This is a genomic window from Herbaspirillum sp. SJZ107, from assembly GCF_006715485.1.
Classification (GTDB): domain Bacteria; phylum Pseudomonadota; class Gammaproteobacteria; order Burkholderiales; family Burkholderiaceae_D; genus Telluria.
The window spans coordinates 17,281-30,685 of sequence record NZ_VFNH01000005.1 but is presented as its reverse complement, the minus strand read 5'-3'; the positions used below and the strand labels follow the sequence as shown (position 1 = coordinate 30,685).

The 13,405-nt window shown below is 65.7% G+C and carries 12 protein-coding genes and 1 pseudogene; 7 read left to right on the top strand and 6 right to left on the bottom strand.

What is annotated here, in order from left to right:
- Nucleotides 1-87: 87 nt before the first annotated feature.
- The 4 genes from FBX97_RS25885 to FBX97_RS25870 all read right to left on the bottom strand — a co-directional run bounded on the left by FBX97_RS25885 (nucleotide 88) and on the right by FBX97_RS25870 (nucleotide 3,664).
- Nucleotides 88-1,182 carry an NAD(P)/FAD-dependent oxidoreductase gene (locus FBX97_RS25885; RefSeq protein WP_141838211.1) on the bottom strand — a complete coding sequence of 365 codons (1,095 nt, stop codon included), beginning with the start codon at nucleotides 1,180-1,182 and terminating at the stop codon, nucleotides 88-90.
- Between the two features lie 111 nt (nucleotides 1,183-1,293).
- Entirely contained in the window at nucleotides 1,294-1,617 is a 324-nt protein-coding gene (fdxA, locus tag FBX97_RS25880) for a ferredoxin FdxA (protein WP_141838209.1), read from the bottom strand.
- A 159-nt stretch (nucleotides 1,618-1,776) separates the two neighbouring features.
- Nucleotides 1,777-2,061 carry a protealysin inhibitor emfourin gene (locus tag FBX97_RS25875; RefSeq protein WP_141838207.1) on the bottom strand — a complete coding sequence of 95 codons (285 nt, stop codon included), beginning with the start codon at nucleotides 2,059-2,061 and terminating at the stop codon, nucleotides 1,777-1,779.
- Between the two features lie 16 nt (nucleotides 2,062-2,077).
- Nucleotides 2,078-3,664 (bottom strand): hypothetical protein, encoded by a 1,587-nt coding sequence (locus FBX97_RS25870; protein WP_255517643.1) that lies wholly within the window; start codon nucleotides 3,662-3,664, stop codon nucleotides 2,078-2,080.
- On the opposite strand from FBX97_RS25870, the gene FBX97_RS25865 reads away from it, so the two are divergent.
- Nucleotides 3,663-4,085 (top strand): polyhydroxyalkanoic acid system family protein, encoded by a 423-nt coding sequence (locus FBX97_RS25865; protein WP_370457358.1) that lies wholly within the window; start codon nucleotides 3,663-3,665, stop codon nucleotides 4,083-4,085. The two genes, FBX97_RS25870 and FBX97_RS25865, sit on opposite strands and share 2 nt — an antisense overlap.
- On the opposite strand, the gene FBX97_RS25860 is transcribed toward FBX97_RS25865, so the two are convergent.
- Together FBX97_RS25860 and FBX97_RS25855 are read right to left on the bottom strand one after the other, a co-directional pair.
- Nucleotides 4,072-4,329, bottom strand: a complete 258-nt coding sequence (locus FBX97_RS25860) for an acyl-CoA-binding protein (RefSeq protein ID WP_141838205.1) — start codon at nucleotides 4,327-4,329, stop codon at nucleotides 4,072-4,074. The two genes, FBX97_RS25865 and FBX97_RS25860, sit on opposite strands and share 14 nt — an antisense overlap.
- Nucleotides 4,330-4,461: 132 nt before the next feature.
- Entirely contained in the window at nucleotides 4,462-4,818 is a 357-nt protein-coding gene (locus FBX97_RS25855; protein WP_141838202.1) for an FKBP-type peptidyl-prolyl cis-trans isomerase, read from the bottom strand.
- Nucleotides 4,819-5,011: 193 nt separating this feature from the next.
- Here FBX97_RS25855 and FBX97_RS25850 point away from each other — a divergent pair, with 193 nt between their 5' ends.
- From FBX97_RS25850 to FBX97_RS25825, 6 genes and pseudogenes are all read left to right on the top strand, one after another.
- Nucleotides 5,012-5,983 carry a beta-propeller fold lactonase family protein gene (locus FBX97_RS25850; RefSeq protein WP_141838200.1) on the top strand — a complete coding sequence of 324 codons (972 nt, stop codon included), beginning with the start codon at nucleotides 5,012-5,014 and terminating at the stop codon, nucleotides 5,981-5,983.
- Complete coding sequence (locus FBX97_RS25845; protein ID WP_141838199.1) at nucleotides 5,983-6,762, top strand: polysaccharide deacetylase family protein; 780 nt, start codon at nucleotides 5,983-5,985, stop codon at nucleotides 6,760-6,762. Before FBX97_RS25850 ends, FBX97_RS25845 begins: the two co-directional genes overlap by 1 nt.
- 20 nt (nucleotides 6,763-6,782) lie before the next feature.
- The gene (locus FBX97_RS25840; RefSeq protein ID WP_141838197.1) at nucleotides 6,783-7,796 is read left to right on the top strand and encodes a sterol desaturase family protein; all 1,014 of its coding nucleotides are present in this window, start codon (nucleotides 6,783-6,785) and stop codon (nucleotides 7,794-7,796) included.
- Nucleotides 7,793-8,611: an EI24 domain-containing protein gene (locus FBX97_RS25835; protein ID WP_370457357.1), complete on the top strand. Its 819-nt coding sequence runs from the start codon at nucleotides 7,793-7,795 to the stop codon at nucleotides 8,609-8,611. The genes FBX97_RS25840 and FBX97_RS25835 overlap by 4 nt, the downstream gene beginning before the upstream one ends.
- 84 nt (nucleotides 8,612-8,695) lie before the next feature.
- On the top strand, nucleotides 8,696-9,481 hold the full coding sequence (locus FBX97_RS25830) for a molybdopterin-binding protein (protein ID WP_141838195.1): 786 nt from the start codon (nucleotides 8,696-8,698) through the stop codon (nucleotides 9,479-9,481).
- Nucleotides 9,482-10,045: 564 nt separating this feature from the next.
- A pseudogene (locus FBX97_RS25825) lies at nucleotides 10,046-13,123 on the top strand (transglycosylase domain-containing protein); the annotation flags it as partial.
- Between the last annotated feature and the right edge of the window lie 282 nt (nucleotides 13,124-13,405).

Sequence of the window (13,405 nt, the reverse complement as noted above, 5' to 3'; positions counted from 1 at the left end):
GTGATAAGGCTTCGGTTAAGTGACCTACATAAGAAAAATGCCCCGCACTGGCGGGGCATTTTCGTGGTCATACTGTTACGGAACGTTTTAGTCGAAGACCGGGGTCTCGACGCCGAGGATCTTGTGCAGCTTCGGCGAGGTCGTCGTGTACTGCATGTGGATCTTCTTGTCCGGGAAGATGTACGGTGCGGCGCCGAAGGCGGCCAGCGCGGCTTCGTGGAAGCCCGACAGGATCAGCTTCTTCTTGCCCGGGTAGGTGTTGATGTCACCCACGGCAAAGATGCCCGGCACGTTGGTCTCGAACTTCTCGGTGTCCATGACCTTGAGCTGCTTGCGCTCGATGTCCAGGCCCCATTCGGCGATCGGGCCCAGCTTCGGCGACAGGCCGAAGAACACCATCAGCATGTCCAGCGGCACGCGGCGGGTGACGCCGTCGGCACCGGTGACTTTCACTTCGGACAGCTTGCCGTCCTTTTCGTCGAAGCCGGTGACCTGGCCGGTGATCAGCTGCATTTCGTATTCGTCGCACAGCTGCTTCATCTTGGCCACCGACGCCGGCGCGGCGCGGAAGTCGTCGCGGCGGTGCACCAGCACGACCGATTCGGCCTTGCCGACGAAGTTCAGGGCCCAGTCCAGGGCGGAGTCGCCGCCGCCGCAGATGACCAGGTTCTTGCCGTCGAAAATGCTCGGGTCCTTGACACGGTAGTGCAGCTGGCTGCCTTCGAACTTGTCGATGCCGTCGACCTTGATCGTGCGCGCCTGGAACGAACCGACGCCGGCAGCGATGAAGATGGTCTTGGTGATGAACTGGGTACCGGTCGAGGTTTCGACGTTGAAGCGGTGGTCTTCACGGCGCTGCACGGTGGTCACTTCCTGGCCCAGGTGGAAGGTCGGCTCGAACGGCTCGATCTGCTTGAGCAGGTTGTCGGTCAGTTCCTGGCCGGTGCAGACGGGCACGGCAGGGATGTCGTAGATCGGCTTGTCCGGGTACAGTTCCACGCACTGACCGCCGACGGCCGGCAGCGAATCGATCACGTGGGCCTTGATCTCGAGCAGGCCAAGTTCGAACACCTGGAACAGGCCGACCGGGCCCGCGCCGATGATCACGGCATCGGCTTCGATGGCGCCGGCAAAGGAGCTGTTGGGAGCGATGGTGCCCGCTTCGGGGGTCGCGATAGTCATGCTAGCTAAATCCTGTGAATGTGTAGGGGGTAGGGGCGAAGGCGGCTAGTGTGCCACGACTGTGGCACGTTTGCTGGGACCGGCACCCGGGGATGGATACCGGCCGCGGGCTCAGCGGGCCAGCTTGTCCAGCTTGTCCTTGACGTCCTTCCACTCGTCCGCGTCGGGCAGGGCCGGCTTGGTCTTGGTGATCGACGGCCAGTTGCGTGCCAGATCAACGTTGATCTTGATGAATTGTTGCTGGTCCGACGGCACGTCCTCTTCCGCATAGATTGCGTTGACCGGGCATTCAGCTACGCACACGGCGCAGTCGATGCACTCGTCCGGGTCGATGACGAGGAAGTTCGGGCCTTCCCGGAAACAATCTACCGGGCATACATCCACGCAATCGGTGTAGCGACATTGGATGCACGATTCGGTGACAACGTGGGTCATAACAGTCCTATTTGAATAATGAAGGCGGCGCTGGGCGTGGTAAGACTCGCCGGACGCGGCAAAGCACTGTATTTTAGGGCAATTCGGCTTTTACGACAAATCACGCTTATACACAATACACATAAGCAAATTAATGTCGTCGCCGCAGGAGGAGCGCGATCAGGACTGGCCGCGCAGGTGCTCGAGCAGGGCTTGCCAGTGGGCAAAAGAAGGGGCGCCATCCTCGGCCAACACCAGCGTGCGGCAGCGCCGGCCGTCATCGGCGGTGATTTCCCAGCGCCGGATGTCGGCGCCGACAGGGCAGGCTGCTGCCGGTGCCCCGAAGAAATCGAGACGCGCCAGCAGCGCCTCGATGGCCTGGCCGTCGGCGTGATCGCCGGTGTCCAGCTCGACCTGTTCGGTGCGGCCGCTGAAACCGCCGCTGGCCCTGGCCGTGATCTTCATCGTGCCTCCCGTCGGATCAGGTAATCGGGATCGTCACCACCGGTTCATGCGGGGCGGGTGCCGGCGCCGCTGCCATGCCGGTCACTGCGGCCGCGACCACGGCGGTGCCGTCGCCGACGCTGACGGCGGCCACCACGGCGGCGCCGGTCTGCGCCGGTTCGGCGCCGGCCGGACCGAAGCGCCCGTGCGCCGCGCACCAGCGCGCCAGCGCCTGCGCTTCCGCATCCAGCAGCCGTTCGACATCGTAGTACTCGGCCAGGTTCATCGTGCCGCAGCAGGCGCGCCGGTCCTGGCGCGCGCCGGGGGCGTCGCTGACCAGTGCGGCCAGGCGCAGGCCGGGCTGGTGCAGGGGGCCGGCGTCGAGGGGCACGTCGAGCACTTCGCGCCGCGCGAAGCCGTCGCGGATGAAGGCGGCGTACTCGGGCGGGCGGCCGTCTTCCTGGCAGATGCGCAGCATCTCGTTGGCCACGTCCGCATAGGTGGCGGCGACGTCGGGCGCGGCGATCAGGGCGCGCAGCACCAGTCCGCGCAGCCAGGCTGCCACCCGGTGCAGCACGCCGGCACAGTCTTCCAGCTCGGGCTTGCGCTCGAAGGCGAAGATGTCGGCCAGGATGTCGTAGATGGCGCCGGTGAAGACCTGGGAAATCGCGTGCACCTCGGTGCCGGCCTGGGACAGCGTCAGGTCGTTGTCGGCGTTGCGCAGCCCGGTGGTGCTGCCCAGCGCCAGGCCGAACTGCTCGGCGATGTCGGCCAGGAAGGTCTTATCGTGCAGGTGCGCCTTGGTCTGGGCCACCACCGCCTCGCACTGGTCGAGCTGGGACAGCGCCAGGAAGATCGCGGTCAGGTCGCCGAAGGATTCGTGCAGGCCGCCGGTCTGGGGCGGGTTGTTGGCTTCCAGCCAGTGCGGCTTGAGGCCGTCCAGCACCGCATGGCCGGTCTCGTGCGAGACGATGTCGAACGAGCGGCAGGTGTACACGCGGGCGGTCTCGCCGGGCGGGATGAAGTCGCCGAATTTCAGGCTCGACTGGCTGCGGCTGTAGAAAGCATTCATCACGTTCGGCAGGCCGTACGGAAAGACCTGCAGCGGCGCGGTGTCGACGCTGCTGTTCCATTGCCAGGGCAGCGGCATCAGGCTACCCGCGTTCGACAGCGCGCGCTGGTACATGGTGAGCGTCTGGCGCACCACGGCGAAAGTGTGGACGGCGTCGAACTGCGGGGTGTCGGGCATGGTCACGAAGTCGCCGAAGGCGTTCGGCTCGACCGCGGAGATGGCCGGATCCTTGATCTCGATGCGGGCGTCGCGCGGCCCGGCCAGCACCACGCCGGGCAGGAAGGCCTTGCGGGTGCCGATCTCGCCGACCGACGGGTCCTGCTTCCACATCAGGACGCGCGATCCGAAGGCGAAGGGCAGGGGCACGTCGCCGGCGCCGCCTGCCGGCGTGCCCGCATCGAAGGCGCCGGGCGAGCCCGGGCTGGCCAGTGCGGCGCCGCTCGGGCGCGGCCGTCCCGGCTGGTCGAGCAGTTGCGCCGCCTTGCGGTGCTGGCGGTAGCGGGCGCTGGGCATCGGGATGAAACCGAGGGGCGGGGTGGCGCTGGAATCCATGGACTTCCTCCTGGGCAATGTCTATCAGGATGGTCGTCCCTTGTGCGCGACGGATGTTGACGCTAGTCAATTGCTAGCCTTTATGCCACTCAACTGGCATCATGCCGGGTTATTCGGTTTTATCGGAAGGACAGCCGGCATGGCAGATATCAGCATCACCCAGCAGCACAGTTTGAGTCCGGACGCGGCGCGCAGCGCGGCGCAGAAGGTGGCCGACAAGCTGGCTGGCGAATATGGCTTGCATTGCAAGTGGGAAGGCAACGTATTGCGTTTCGACCGCAGCGGCGTCGAAGGATCGCTGGCGCTGCACGAGCGCCAGGCTGCATTGCGCATCAAGCTGGGCTTCCTGATGAGCGCTTTCGCGTCCACCATCGAGCAGAAGGTGGCGGAAAGCATGCGTAAAGTGTTTACTGGTCCTTGAGTTCTTCGATCAGGTCGACGTACTGCTGCATCGCGTCTTCCTGCGAGGTGCCCTTGAGGGCAGCCCAGGCATCGTACTTGGCGCGGCCGATCATGTCGGTGAAGCCGGGGCGTTCGCCGGTGGCGTCGCCGCTCGTTCCCTGCTTGTACAGGGAATAGATCTTCAGCAGGGTCATGTTGTCCGGGCGTTCCGGCAGATTCTTCGAATCGATCTGGGCCTGGGCGAACTGGTCTTGCAAACTCATGGTGACTCCTTGGATAACGGTGCGGCCATCTTAGCGCATCGATAAGGAATGTATGCCTGAGTGATGGGGAGATTAGAGGAAATGCTCGGTCGGGTGGCGGACGTGGCCATTCACCCGACCGGGTGAAAGGGCTTATACGTCCAGCAGCTCGACGTCGAAGATCAGCGTCGCATTCGGCGGGATCACGCCGCCGGCGCCGCGGGCGCCATAGCCCAGGCTTGCCGGGATGATCAGGCGGCGCGCGCCACCGACTTTCATGCCTTGCACGCCTTCGTCCCAGCCCTTGATCACGTGGCCGGCGCCCAGCGGGAACTGGAACGGGTCGTTGCGGTCTTTGCTGGAATCGAACTTGGCGCCGGCGCTGCCGTCGTCGTTGCGCAGCCAGCCGGTGTAGTGCACGGTCACGTACTTGCCGGCAGTCGCTTCCGGACCGCTGCCTTCGACGGTGTCTTCGTACTGCAGGCCGGAGTTCGTGGTGTTAATTGCCATAATGTTTCCTTCTTGTTCAGGGAAAAGGCCGATTGTAGTCCATGGCCTGTCAAAGCGCTATTAACGGGTTTTCCACTGTGTTGCGGCGGCGCGCCGAATATGTACATAAACTCGTGAATTCAGGCGAACCGGTCATGTCGCCGTAACGTTTCCCCGTAGAATAATAGTTTTCCACCTCCGGGCTTTCACCGTCATGCTGCGCCGTTTCCGTACGCTCTTCCTCTCCGCCGCCTGCCTGTTGACCGCCGTGCAATCCGCACAGGCCAACGTCGTCGTCGTGCTGAATTCGCGCGATGCCACCGTCCAGCTGCTGGATCAGGCCAGCGGCGCCGATCAAGGCACCTTTGCGGTCGGCAAGGAGCCGCACCACTTGATGGCGACGCCGGACAACAAGTCGCTGATCGTGGCCAGCTCGGTGGGCAATGAACTGATTTTCCTGGACCCGGTCACCGGCAAGATCCAGCGCAAGGTGTCGGACGTGCTCGACCCGTACCAGATCGGCTTTTCGCCGGACCAGAAGTGGTTCGTCTCGACCGCGCTGCGCCTCGACCGCATCGACATCTACCAGTACGTGAACGGCAATTTCGTATTGAGCCGCCGCGTGCCGATGCCGCGCATGCCGAGCCACATCGCCTTCGACGCCGCCAGCACCACCGCCTTCATCACGCGCCAGGGCAGCGACCAGGTCAGCGCGGTCGACCTCAAGACCGGCGCCATCAAGTGGACGCTCCCGGTTGGCAAGCTCCCGGCCGGCATCACCATGACCCCGGACGACAAGCACCTGCTGGTCGGGATCATGGGCAGCGACTACGTGGAGGTGATCGACTGGCGCGCCGCCAAGACCGTCAAGCGCATCAAGACCGGCAACGGCGCCCACAACTTCCGCGCGCTCGGCAACAAGCGCCACATCTTCGTGTCGAACCGGGTGCAGAACTCGATCAACATCATCGACCAGGTCACGCTGGAGAACATCGGCATGATCCCGGTGCCGGGCGGTCCGGACTGCATGGAGCTCTCAAGCGACGGCAAGACCCTGTGGGTGACCCAGCGCTGGATCAAGAAGGTGGCCGTGATCGACGTCGCCAGCCGCAAGGTGATCAAGATGATCCCGGTGGGACGCTCGCCGCACGGCGTGTTCTTCGCCAACTCGGCGCCGAGGATGTGATGGCGGGGCGCCGGCACAAGGCGGCGCTGCTGCTGGCCGCCGTGCTCTCGACGCCGGCGTTCGCGGCGGACGCCGGCGTGCACTCCTGCAGGGGCACGATCTACCTGACCTTCGACACCGGCAGCCAGTCGCAGGCCGAGCTGATCGCCGACACGCTGCGCAGGCACCACGTCAAGGCCACCTTCTTCCTGGCCAACGAAAAGACGGTGCGCGGCGACTGGTCGCTCGATCCCGCCTGGTCGGGCTACTGGAAGGCGCGGGTGGCCGAGGGCCATGCCTTCGGCAGCCACACCTTCGACCACGTCTACTTCCGTGCCGACGCCGCCGGCGGCAGGATCAAGGTGCGGCCGCAGTTCGGCCAGCACGCCGGCAAGACGCAGACCTGGAGCGCGCAGCAGTACTGCGACGAATTGCGCCGCGTCGACACCCGTTTCGTGGAGCTGACCGGGCACCACATCGACCCGATCTTCCGCACGCCGGGCGGCCACTCGTCGCCCAACATCCTGGCCGCCGCCAAAAGCTGCGGCTACAAACACGTGGGCTGGGCCAAGGTCGGCTTCTCGGGCGACGAGACCAATAGCGACGTCTACCCGAATGCGCTGCTGCTCAAGCGCGCCCTCGACAACCTCAAGGATGGCGACATCTTCATGGCCCACATGGGCATCTGGTCGCGCAAGGACCCGTGGATGCCGGCCAACCTCGAACCCCTGATTTCAGGTCTGCAGCAGAAAGGCTTCTGTTTCGCTACACTGCGCGAGCATCCGGATGTCCGGCCTTAGAAATTTCGTAATACATCATCATGATCCAGCATTTCCTCGATTGGTTCGCATTCCTCCAGGGCTGGCTGTTCGAGAGCGTGGTCGAACCCATCCTGTTTCATACCGGCCTCGGTGAGTACACCGAGGACGCCTTCGAAGGCGTCGAGTGGTTCCTCACCGGCGCCTGCGAAGTCGCGGCCCTGTACCTGGTCCTGCGTCCGCTCGAAGCCCTGTTCCCGGCGCAGCGGATGACCGACCGCCACGCGCGCCTGAACGATTTCATCTACACCCTGATCCACCGCCTCGGCCTGTTCACGATGGCGGTGTTCTTTACGCTCGATCCTCTCATGGACCACGTGGCCGGCCTGCTGCGCATGGAGGGCGTGCACCCGTTCAACCTGGAATCGCTGGTGGCCGGGATGCCGCCGCTCGCGAGCTTTTTGCTCTATCTGGTGGTGCTCGATTTCTTCGACTACTGGTTCCACCGCGGCCAGCACAAGTTCCGCTGGTGGTGGGCGCTGCACAGCCTGCACCACAGCCAGCGCAACATGAACCTGTGGAGCGACAACCGGAACCATTTATTGGATGATCTGCTGCGCGACGTCTACATGGCGGTGCTGGCGCTGGCGATCGGCGTCGCACCGGGACAGTACGTGCTGCTGGTGGCGGTGTCGCGCTCGCTGCAATCGCTGCAGCACGCGAACGTGCGGCTTCACTTCGGCGCCATCGGCGAGCGTCTCCTGATTTCGCCGCGCTTCCACCGCACCCACCACGCGGTCGGGCTGGGACACGAGTCGCGCGGCCAGGGATCGCTGGGCGGCTGCAATTTCGGCGTGCTGCTGCCGGTGTGGGACATCCTGTTCGGCACCGCCAATTTCGACAAGGGCTGGCACGGCACCGGCGTGCGCGACCAGTTCGAGCGCACCCTCCCGGACGGCACGGTACGCGCGGGACGCGACTACGGCCGCGGCTTCTGGCGCCAGCAGTGGCTCGGCCTGGTGCGGATGGCGGATGCATTCCGACTGTTCCGCCACGACCGCCGTAAAGCCTCATGATGCGCCCGATCGCGATCGCCTACGGGCGCGCGCTGCGCTCGCAGTTCTCGCGCCGCATGCTGCTGCTGTCGGTGGTGCCGCTGCTGCTGTCGCTGGCGCTGTGGGGTGGCCTGCTGTACGCCGGCATGCAGCCGCTGCTCGACAGCCTGACCGGCCTGTTCCACGAATACGATCTGTTCAAGACCAGCGGCAGCGTGCTGGCCACCCTTGGCCTCGGCTTCCTGAAGACGCTGGTGGTGCCGCTGGTGGCGATGCTGGTGCTGCTGCCGCTGATGATCGTCACCTCGCTGCTGTTCATCGGCGTCGGCGCCATGCCGGCCATCGCGCGCCACGTCAGCCGGGTCCAGTTTCCGGACCTGGAGCGGCGCGAGGGCGGCAGCTTCCTCGGCAGCCTGGGCGTCAACCTGTCCGGCATCGTCGTGTTTGCCCTGCTGTGGCTCGTGACGCTGCCGCTGTACGCGCTGGCGCCGCTGGCGCTGCTGGTGCAGGCCGTGCTGTGGGGCTGGCTGACTGCGCGCGTGATGAGCTACGACGCGCTCTCGATCCACGCCAGCCGCGAGGAGCGTCTGGCGATCGTGGCGGCGCGCCGCCGCCAGCTGCTCCTGATCGGCACCATCTCCGGCCTGCTCGGCGCGTTGCCGGGCGTGGTATGGATCGGCGGCGCGCTGATCTCGGTGGTGCTGTTCCCGGTGCTTGCCGTGCTGTCGATCTGGCTGTACCTGGTGATCTTCATCTTTACCGGCCTGTGGTTCCAGTATTACTGCCTGCAGGCGCTGGCCGACCTGCGTGCCGGTGCTGTGGCCCCCAAAGCCTGAACGAACGCCGCGCGGCCTGCAAAGGCTTCGTGGCACACTGAAGCCATTTCCAATTCCATCAACCGCAAGAAGGAAGGAACGGCAATGGCATTCGGCCTCATTATCATCGGCGACGAGATCCTGTCCGGCAAACGCAGCGACAAGCACCTGCCCAAGGTGATCGAACTGCTGGGCGAACGCGGCCTGCAACTGGCCTGGGCCGAAATCGTCGGCGACGATCCGGCGCGCATCACGGCAACCCTGCGGCGCACGCTGGCCGGGCCGGACGTCGTGTTTTCCTGCGGCGGCATCGGCGCCACGCCGGACGACCACACGCGCCAGTGCGCGGCGGCGGCACTTGGCGTGCCGCTCGAACTGCATCAGGAAGGGAAGCTGCTGGTGCAGGAGCGCATCCGCGAGACCGCGCGCGAGGCCGGGCGCGAAGCCGACCTGGAATCGCCGGACAACCTGCAGCGCCTGAAAATGGCCGAGTTCCCGGCGGGCAGCCGCCTGATCCCGAACCCGTACAATCGCATCCCCGGTTTTACAATTGCCCACCATCACTTCGTGCCCGGCTTCCCGGTGATGGCCTGGCCGATGATCGCCTGGGTGCTGGATAACTTGTACGCCGACCAGTTCCACCGCGAAGCCCGCGCCGAGCGCGCGCTGCTGGTTTATGAGCAACCCGAGTCGCTGCTGACCCCGCTGATGGAAATGCTGGAAACGCGTTATCCGGGCATCCGCGTGTTCAGCCTGCCGAGCGTCGGCGATGCCCAGACACGCCGCCACATCGAGCTGGGCGTGAAGGGAGAACCGGAACAAGTGGCGGCCGCCTTCGATGAGATGCAGGCCGAACTCGATCGTATTGCAGCGGAATACACACTGGTGTAGGACTCGGCTGAATGATCAGCGAACTGCGCGTTGCGGAGCAGGTACGCTGTTGCAAACTGAGCCGTTGTTTTTTTGCGAAAATACACGGGCGGCGTCAAAAAACTGCGTGAGTGGTTCCTGTCCGTCACATTGATGTGGTGGAATGATGTCTGTAAGCAGCGTGCTTTGGCCCATGTTCTGGCCTCCGTTACGCCCGACATTGTGAACTTTTTGACGACCTCGAACACTCGAAACGACCAGCAAGCGTGGGCGCGCCGGTTGGCGGGAATTGCAGGCAAGGGACCCCGAAATACCGCAGGTTTTACGATCCCGAATGAATTAACCGGTTGAGCCATCATGGAAAGTATCCGCCGTCTCCGACGGCCTCGTAGCATCGCCCGCGCCCTGCGCCGCATCCTCGGTGCGGCCCAGCCGGGTCAACCCATCCTGGCCGGCGTCCCCGCCATGGCCGCCGAGCAGGATGTGCCGCTGCGCGAAGCGCCGCAGCGCCTCGAACCCGTCTTCGACCCCGTACGCGAGCCGCGGCTCGACGATCCGATCCCCGGCGATACCGGGTCGTCCGGCATGGAGCCGCCGCCGGCGCCGCCGACCCGGCCGCGCTGGCGCCGTGCCCGGCGCGCGCTGCTGGTACTGCTGCTGATCGCGGTCGCCGCCGCCTCCGGCCTGGCCGTCTACGAAAGCCGCACCTCGACGCTGCAGGCCAGGTTCTTCGCCAACCTGGCCAAGAAGATCAGCTACCGCGTGCAGCCGGGACCGAGCGATGCGATCCGCTTCCCGACCGCCAGCCCCTACGACGAGCGGCTCGGCTACTCGAACCTGCCCAACTACCTGGCCAAGCTGAAGACGCGCGACTACGTGGTCGCGTCGCAGGCGCGCATGTCGCCCAAGATGCTGGAACTGGCCGGCCACGGCGTGTTCGCCACCTACCGCGAAAAAACCCGCGCCGGCCTCGATATCCTCGACAACGGCGGCGAGCCGCTGTTCTCGGCGCGCTTCCCGGAACGCCTGTACGACAATTTCGAAGCGGCGCCTTCGCTGCTGGTGCAAAGCCTGCTGTTCATCGAGAACCGCGAGCTGCTCGACACCACCTACCCGAAGCGCAACCCGGCGGTGGAGTGGGACCGCTTCTCGAAGGCGGTGTTCGACAAGACCCTGCACTCGGTCGGCCTGGGCAGCGGTTCGCGCGTGGCCGGCGGCAGCACGCTGGCGACCCAGATCGAAAAATACCGCCACTCGCCGGAAGGCCGCACCGCGTCGACCACCGACAAGCTGCGCCAGATGGCCTCGGCCACGCTGCGCGCCTATGAAGACGGCGAAGACACCAGCAAGGCGCGCCGCCGCATCGTGCTCGAGTACCTGAACACGGTGCCGCTGTCGGCTAAGCTGGGCTACGGCGAAGTGAACGGCATCGGCGACGGCATGTGGGTCTGGTACGGCCGCGATTTCGCGTCCATGAACAAGATCCTCGCCACCAACGCCGTCACCCCGGAATACGCGCTGGTGTACAAGGAAGCATTGTCCCTGATGATCGCGCAGCGCCGCCCGGCCTACTACCTGGGCGCCGGCGAGAAGGACCTCGAAACGCTCACCAACAGCCACCTGCGCGTGCTGGCCCAGGCCGGCGTCATTTCGCCGGCGCTGCGCGACGCCGCCACCGCCGTGGTGCTGCACCCGGCGCTGGGCTCGGGCGTGGCGCCGCCGCCGGCCAACACTTTTGTTACCCGCAAGGCCGCCAATGCGGTGCGCAACCACCTGGCCAACCTGCTGGGCGACTCGCGCCTGTACAACCTCGACCGCCTCGACCTGACGGTCAAGACCACGCTCGACGCGGACGCCCAGAAGGCCGTCACCGCCGCGCTGCGCCGCCTGACCGACAACGAAGCGGCCGCCGCCGCCGGCCTGACCGGCAAGGGCATGCTCGGCAACGGCGACCCGTCCAAGGTCGTGTACAGCTTCACGCTGATGGAACGCGGCGACAAGGTGAACTACCTGCGCGTCCAGACCGACAACTACGACCAGCCGCTCGACATCAACGAAGGCGCCAAGCTGGACCTGGGCTCGACCGCCAAGCTGCGCACGCTGACGACCTACCTCGACATCGTCGACCAGCTGCACAAGCGCTACGAGCCGATGTCGAAATCGGAACTGGCGAAGGTGAGCGTCGATCCGAAGGACCGGCTGTCGCAATGGGCGGTCGAGTACTTCTCGACGCTGCCGGCAGGCGCCGACCGCGGCCTGCCGCCGATGCTGCACGCGGCCATGGAGCGCACCTATTCCGGCAACCCGGGCGAAGCCTTCTTCACCGGCGGCGGCGTCCACACCTTCGGCAACTTCAGCAAGCTGGATGATTCGCGCATCCTGACCGTGCAGCAGGGCCTGCAGAACTCGACCAACCTGCTGTTCGTGCGCCTGATGCGCGACGTGGTGCGCTACTACATGTTCCAGCTGCCGGGCTCCTCGGCCCAGCTGCTGGCCGACGCCGACGACCCGCGCCGCGCCGAATACCTGTCGCGCTTCGCCGACCGCGAAGGCAAGGACTTCCTGGCGCGCTTCTGGAACAAGTACCGCGTGATGGCGCCGGCGGAAGTCGAACCGGCGCTGATGCAGGGCGTGCGCATCCGCGCGTCCAAGCTGGCGGCGGTCCACCGCACGATCCATCCGGAAGCTTCGCTGGCCGAGTTCAGCAAGTTCCTGCACAGCTACCTGCCGGCCGACAGCGAAGTCGACGAAGAACGCATCGCCAAGATGTACGACCAGTACGCCCCGGCCAACATGTCGCTGGCCGACCGCGGCTACGTGGCTTCGGTACACCCGCTCGAACTGTGGCTGGTCGGCTACCTGCGCACCCATCCGAAAGCCGGCTGGGACGAAGTCACCAAGGCTTCGGTGAAAGAGCGCCAGGAAGTGTATTCGTGGCTGTTCAAGACCCACCGCAAGCACGCCCAGGACAAGCGCATCGCCGGCCTGATCGAGGTCGAAGCCTTCCTCAAGATCCACGCCCAGTGGAAGAAGATGGGCTATCCGTTCGATTCGCTGGTGCCGTCGTACGCGACCACGCTGGGGGCCTCGGCCGACCGTCCGATCGCGCTCGCCGAGCTGATGGGCATCATCGTCAACGGCGGCGTGCGCAAGCCGACCCAGCGCATCGACTCGCTGCACTTCGCCAAGGACACGCCCTACGAAACCCTGGTGAAACGCGGCGACGCCGAGAAGGGCGAGCAGGTGCTGAATCCGGACGTGGCGCGTGCCGTGGCCGACGCCATCAAGGGCGTGGCCCAGGAAGGTACCGCCAAGCGCGTCAAGCAGGCCTTCGTCAAGCAGGATGGCAGCGTGATCTCGATGGGCGGCAAGACCGGTACCGGCGACCAGCGCTTCGACGTCTACGGCGCCGGCCACCGCCTGATCGAATCGCGCTACGTGAACCGTTCGGCGACCTTCGTGTTCAACATCGGCGAGCGCTTCTTCGGCAGCATGACCGCCTATGTGCACGGCCCGCAGTCGGCCAACTACGACTTCACCAGCGCGCTGCCGGTGCAGCTGCTGGTGACGCTGGCGCCGAGCCTGATGCCGATGGTCGAGAAGCAGGACACCGTCACCATTCCGGGCCTGCACGTGGAGCGAGCTGGCGTGGCTGCGCCGGCCGGGCCGACGGATGCGGTGGCGACCGACAAGGAGCAGGCAGCCACCGGTGACGATGCCGCGGCGGCTGCAGGCGATGCGGTGCCGGTGGAGGAGGATGCGGCGGCGCCTGCCGGCGATACCGCCAAGCCGGCAGCCAAGGCGGTGGAGGTGCCGGTGGCGCCAAAACCGGCCGCCAAGCCGGCCGCCAAGCCGGCAGCCAAGCCGGCAGCCAAGGCCGCCGACGCCGAGGCGCCGCATGCGAAGCCGGCAGCGGCCAAGCCGGCGCATGAAACGCCGGCGCAC

Coding starts and splice junctions, on each gene's coding strand:
- FBX97_RS25885 (WP_141838211.1), bottom strand. CDS start 1,182: ATGACTATCGCGACCCCCGAAGCGGGCACCATCGCTCCCAACAGCTCC.
- fdxA (WP_141838209.1), bottom strand. CDS start 1,617: ATGACCCACGTTGTCACCGAATCGTGCATCCAATGTCGCTACACCGAT.
- FBX97_RS25875 (WP_141838207.1), bottom strand. CDS start 2,061: ATGAAGATCACGGCCAGGGCCAGCGGCGGTTTCAGCGGCCGCACCGAA.
- FBX97_RS25865 (WP_370457358.1), top strand. CDS start 3,663: ATGGACTTCCTCCTGGGCAATGTCTATCAGGATGGTCGTCCCTTGTGC.
- FBX97_RS25870 (WP_255517643.1), bottom strand. CDS start 3,664: ATGGATTCCAGCGCCACCCCGCCCCTCGGTTTCATCCCGATGCCCAGC.
- FBX97_RS25860 (WP_141838205.1), bottom strand. CDS start 4,329: ATGAGTTTGCAAGACCAGTTCGCCCAGGCCCAGATCGATTCGAAGAAT.
- FBX97_RS25855 (WP_141838202.1), bottom strand. CDS start 4,818: ATGGCAATTAACACCACGAACTCCGGCCTGCAGTACGAAGACACCGTC.
- FBX97_RS25850 (WP_141838200.1), top strand. CDS start 5,012: ATGCTGCGCCGTTTCCGTACGCTCTTCCTCTCCGCCGCCTGCCTGTTG.
- FBX97_RS25845 (WP_141838199.1), top strand. CDS start 5,983: ATGGCGGGGCGCCGGCACAAGGCGGCGCTGCTGCTGGCCGCCGTGCTC.
- FBX97_RS25840 (WP_141838197.1), top strand. CDS start 6,783: ATGATCCAGCATTTCCTCGATTGGTTCGCATTCCTCCAGGGCTGGCTG.
- FBX97_RS25835 (WP_370457357.1), top strand. CDS start 7,793: ATGATGCGCCCGATCGCGATCGCCTACGGGCGCGCGCTGCGCTCGCAG.
- FBX97_RS25830 (WP_141838195.1), top strand. CDS start 8,696: ATGGCATTCGGCCTCATTATCATCGGCGACGAGATCCTGTCCGGCAAA.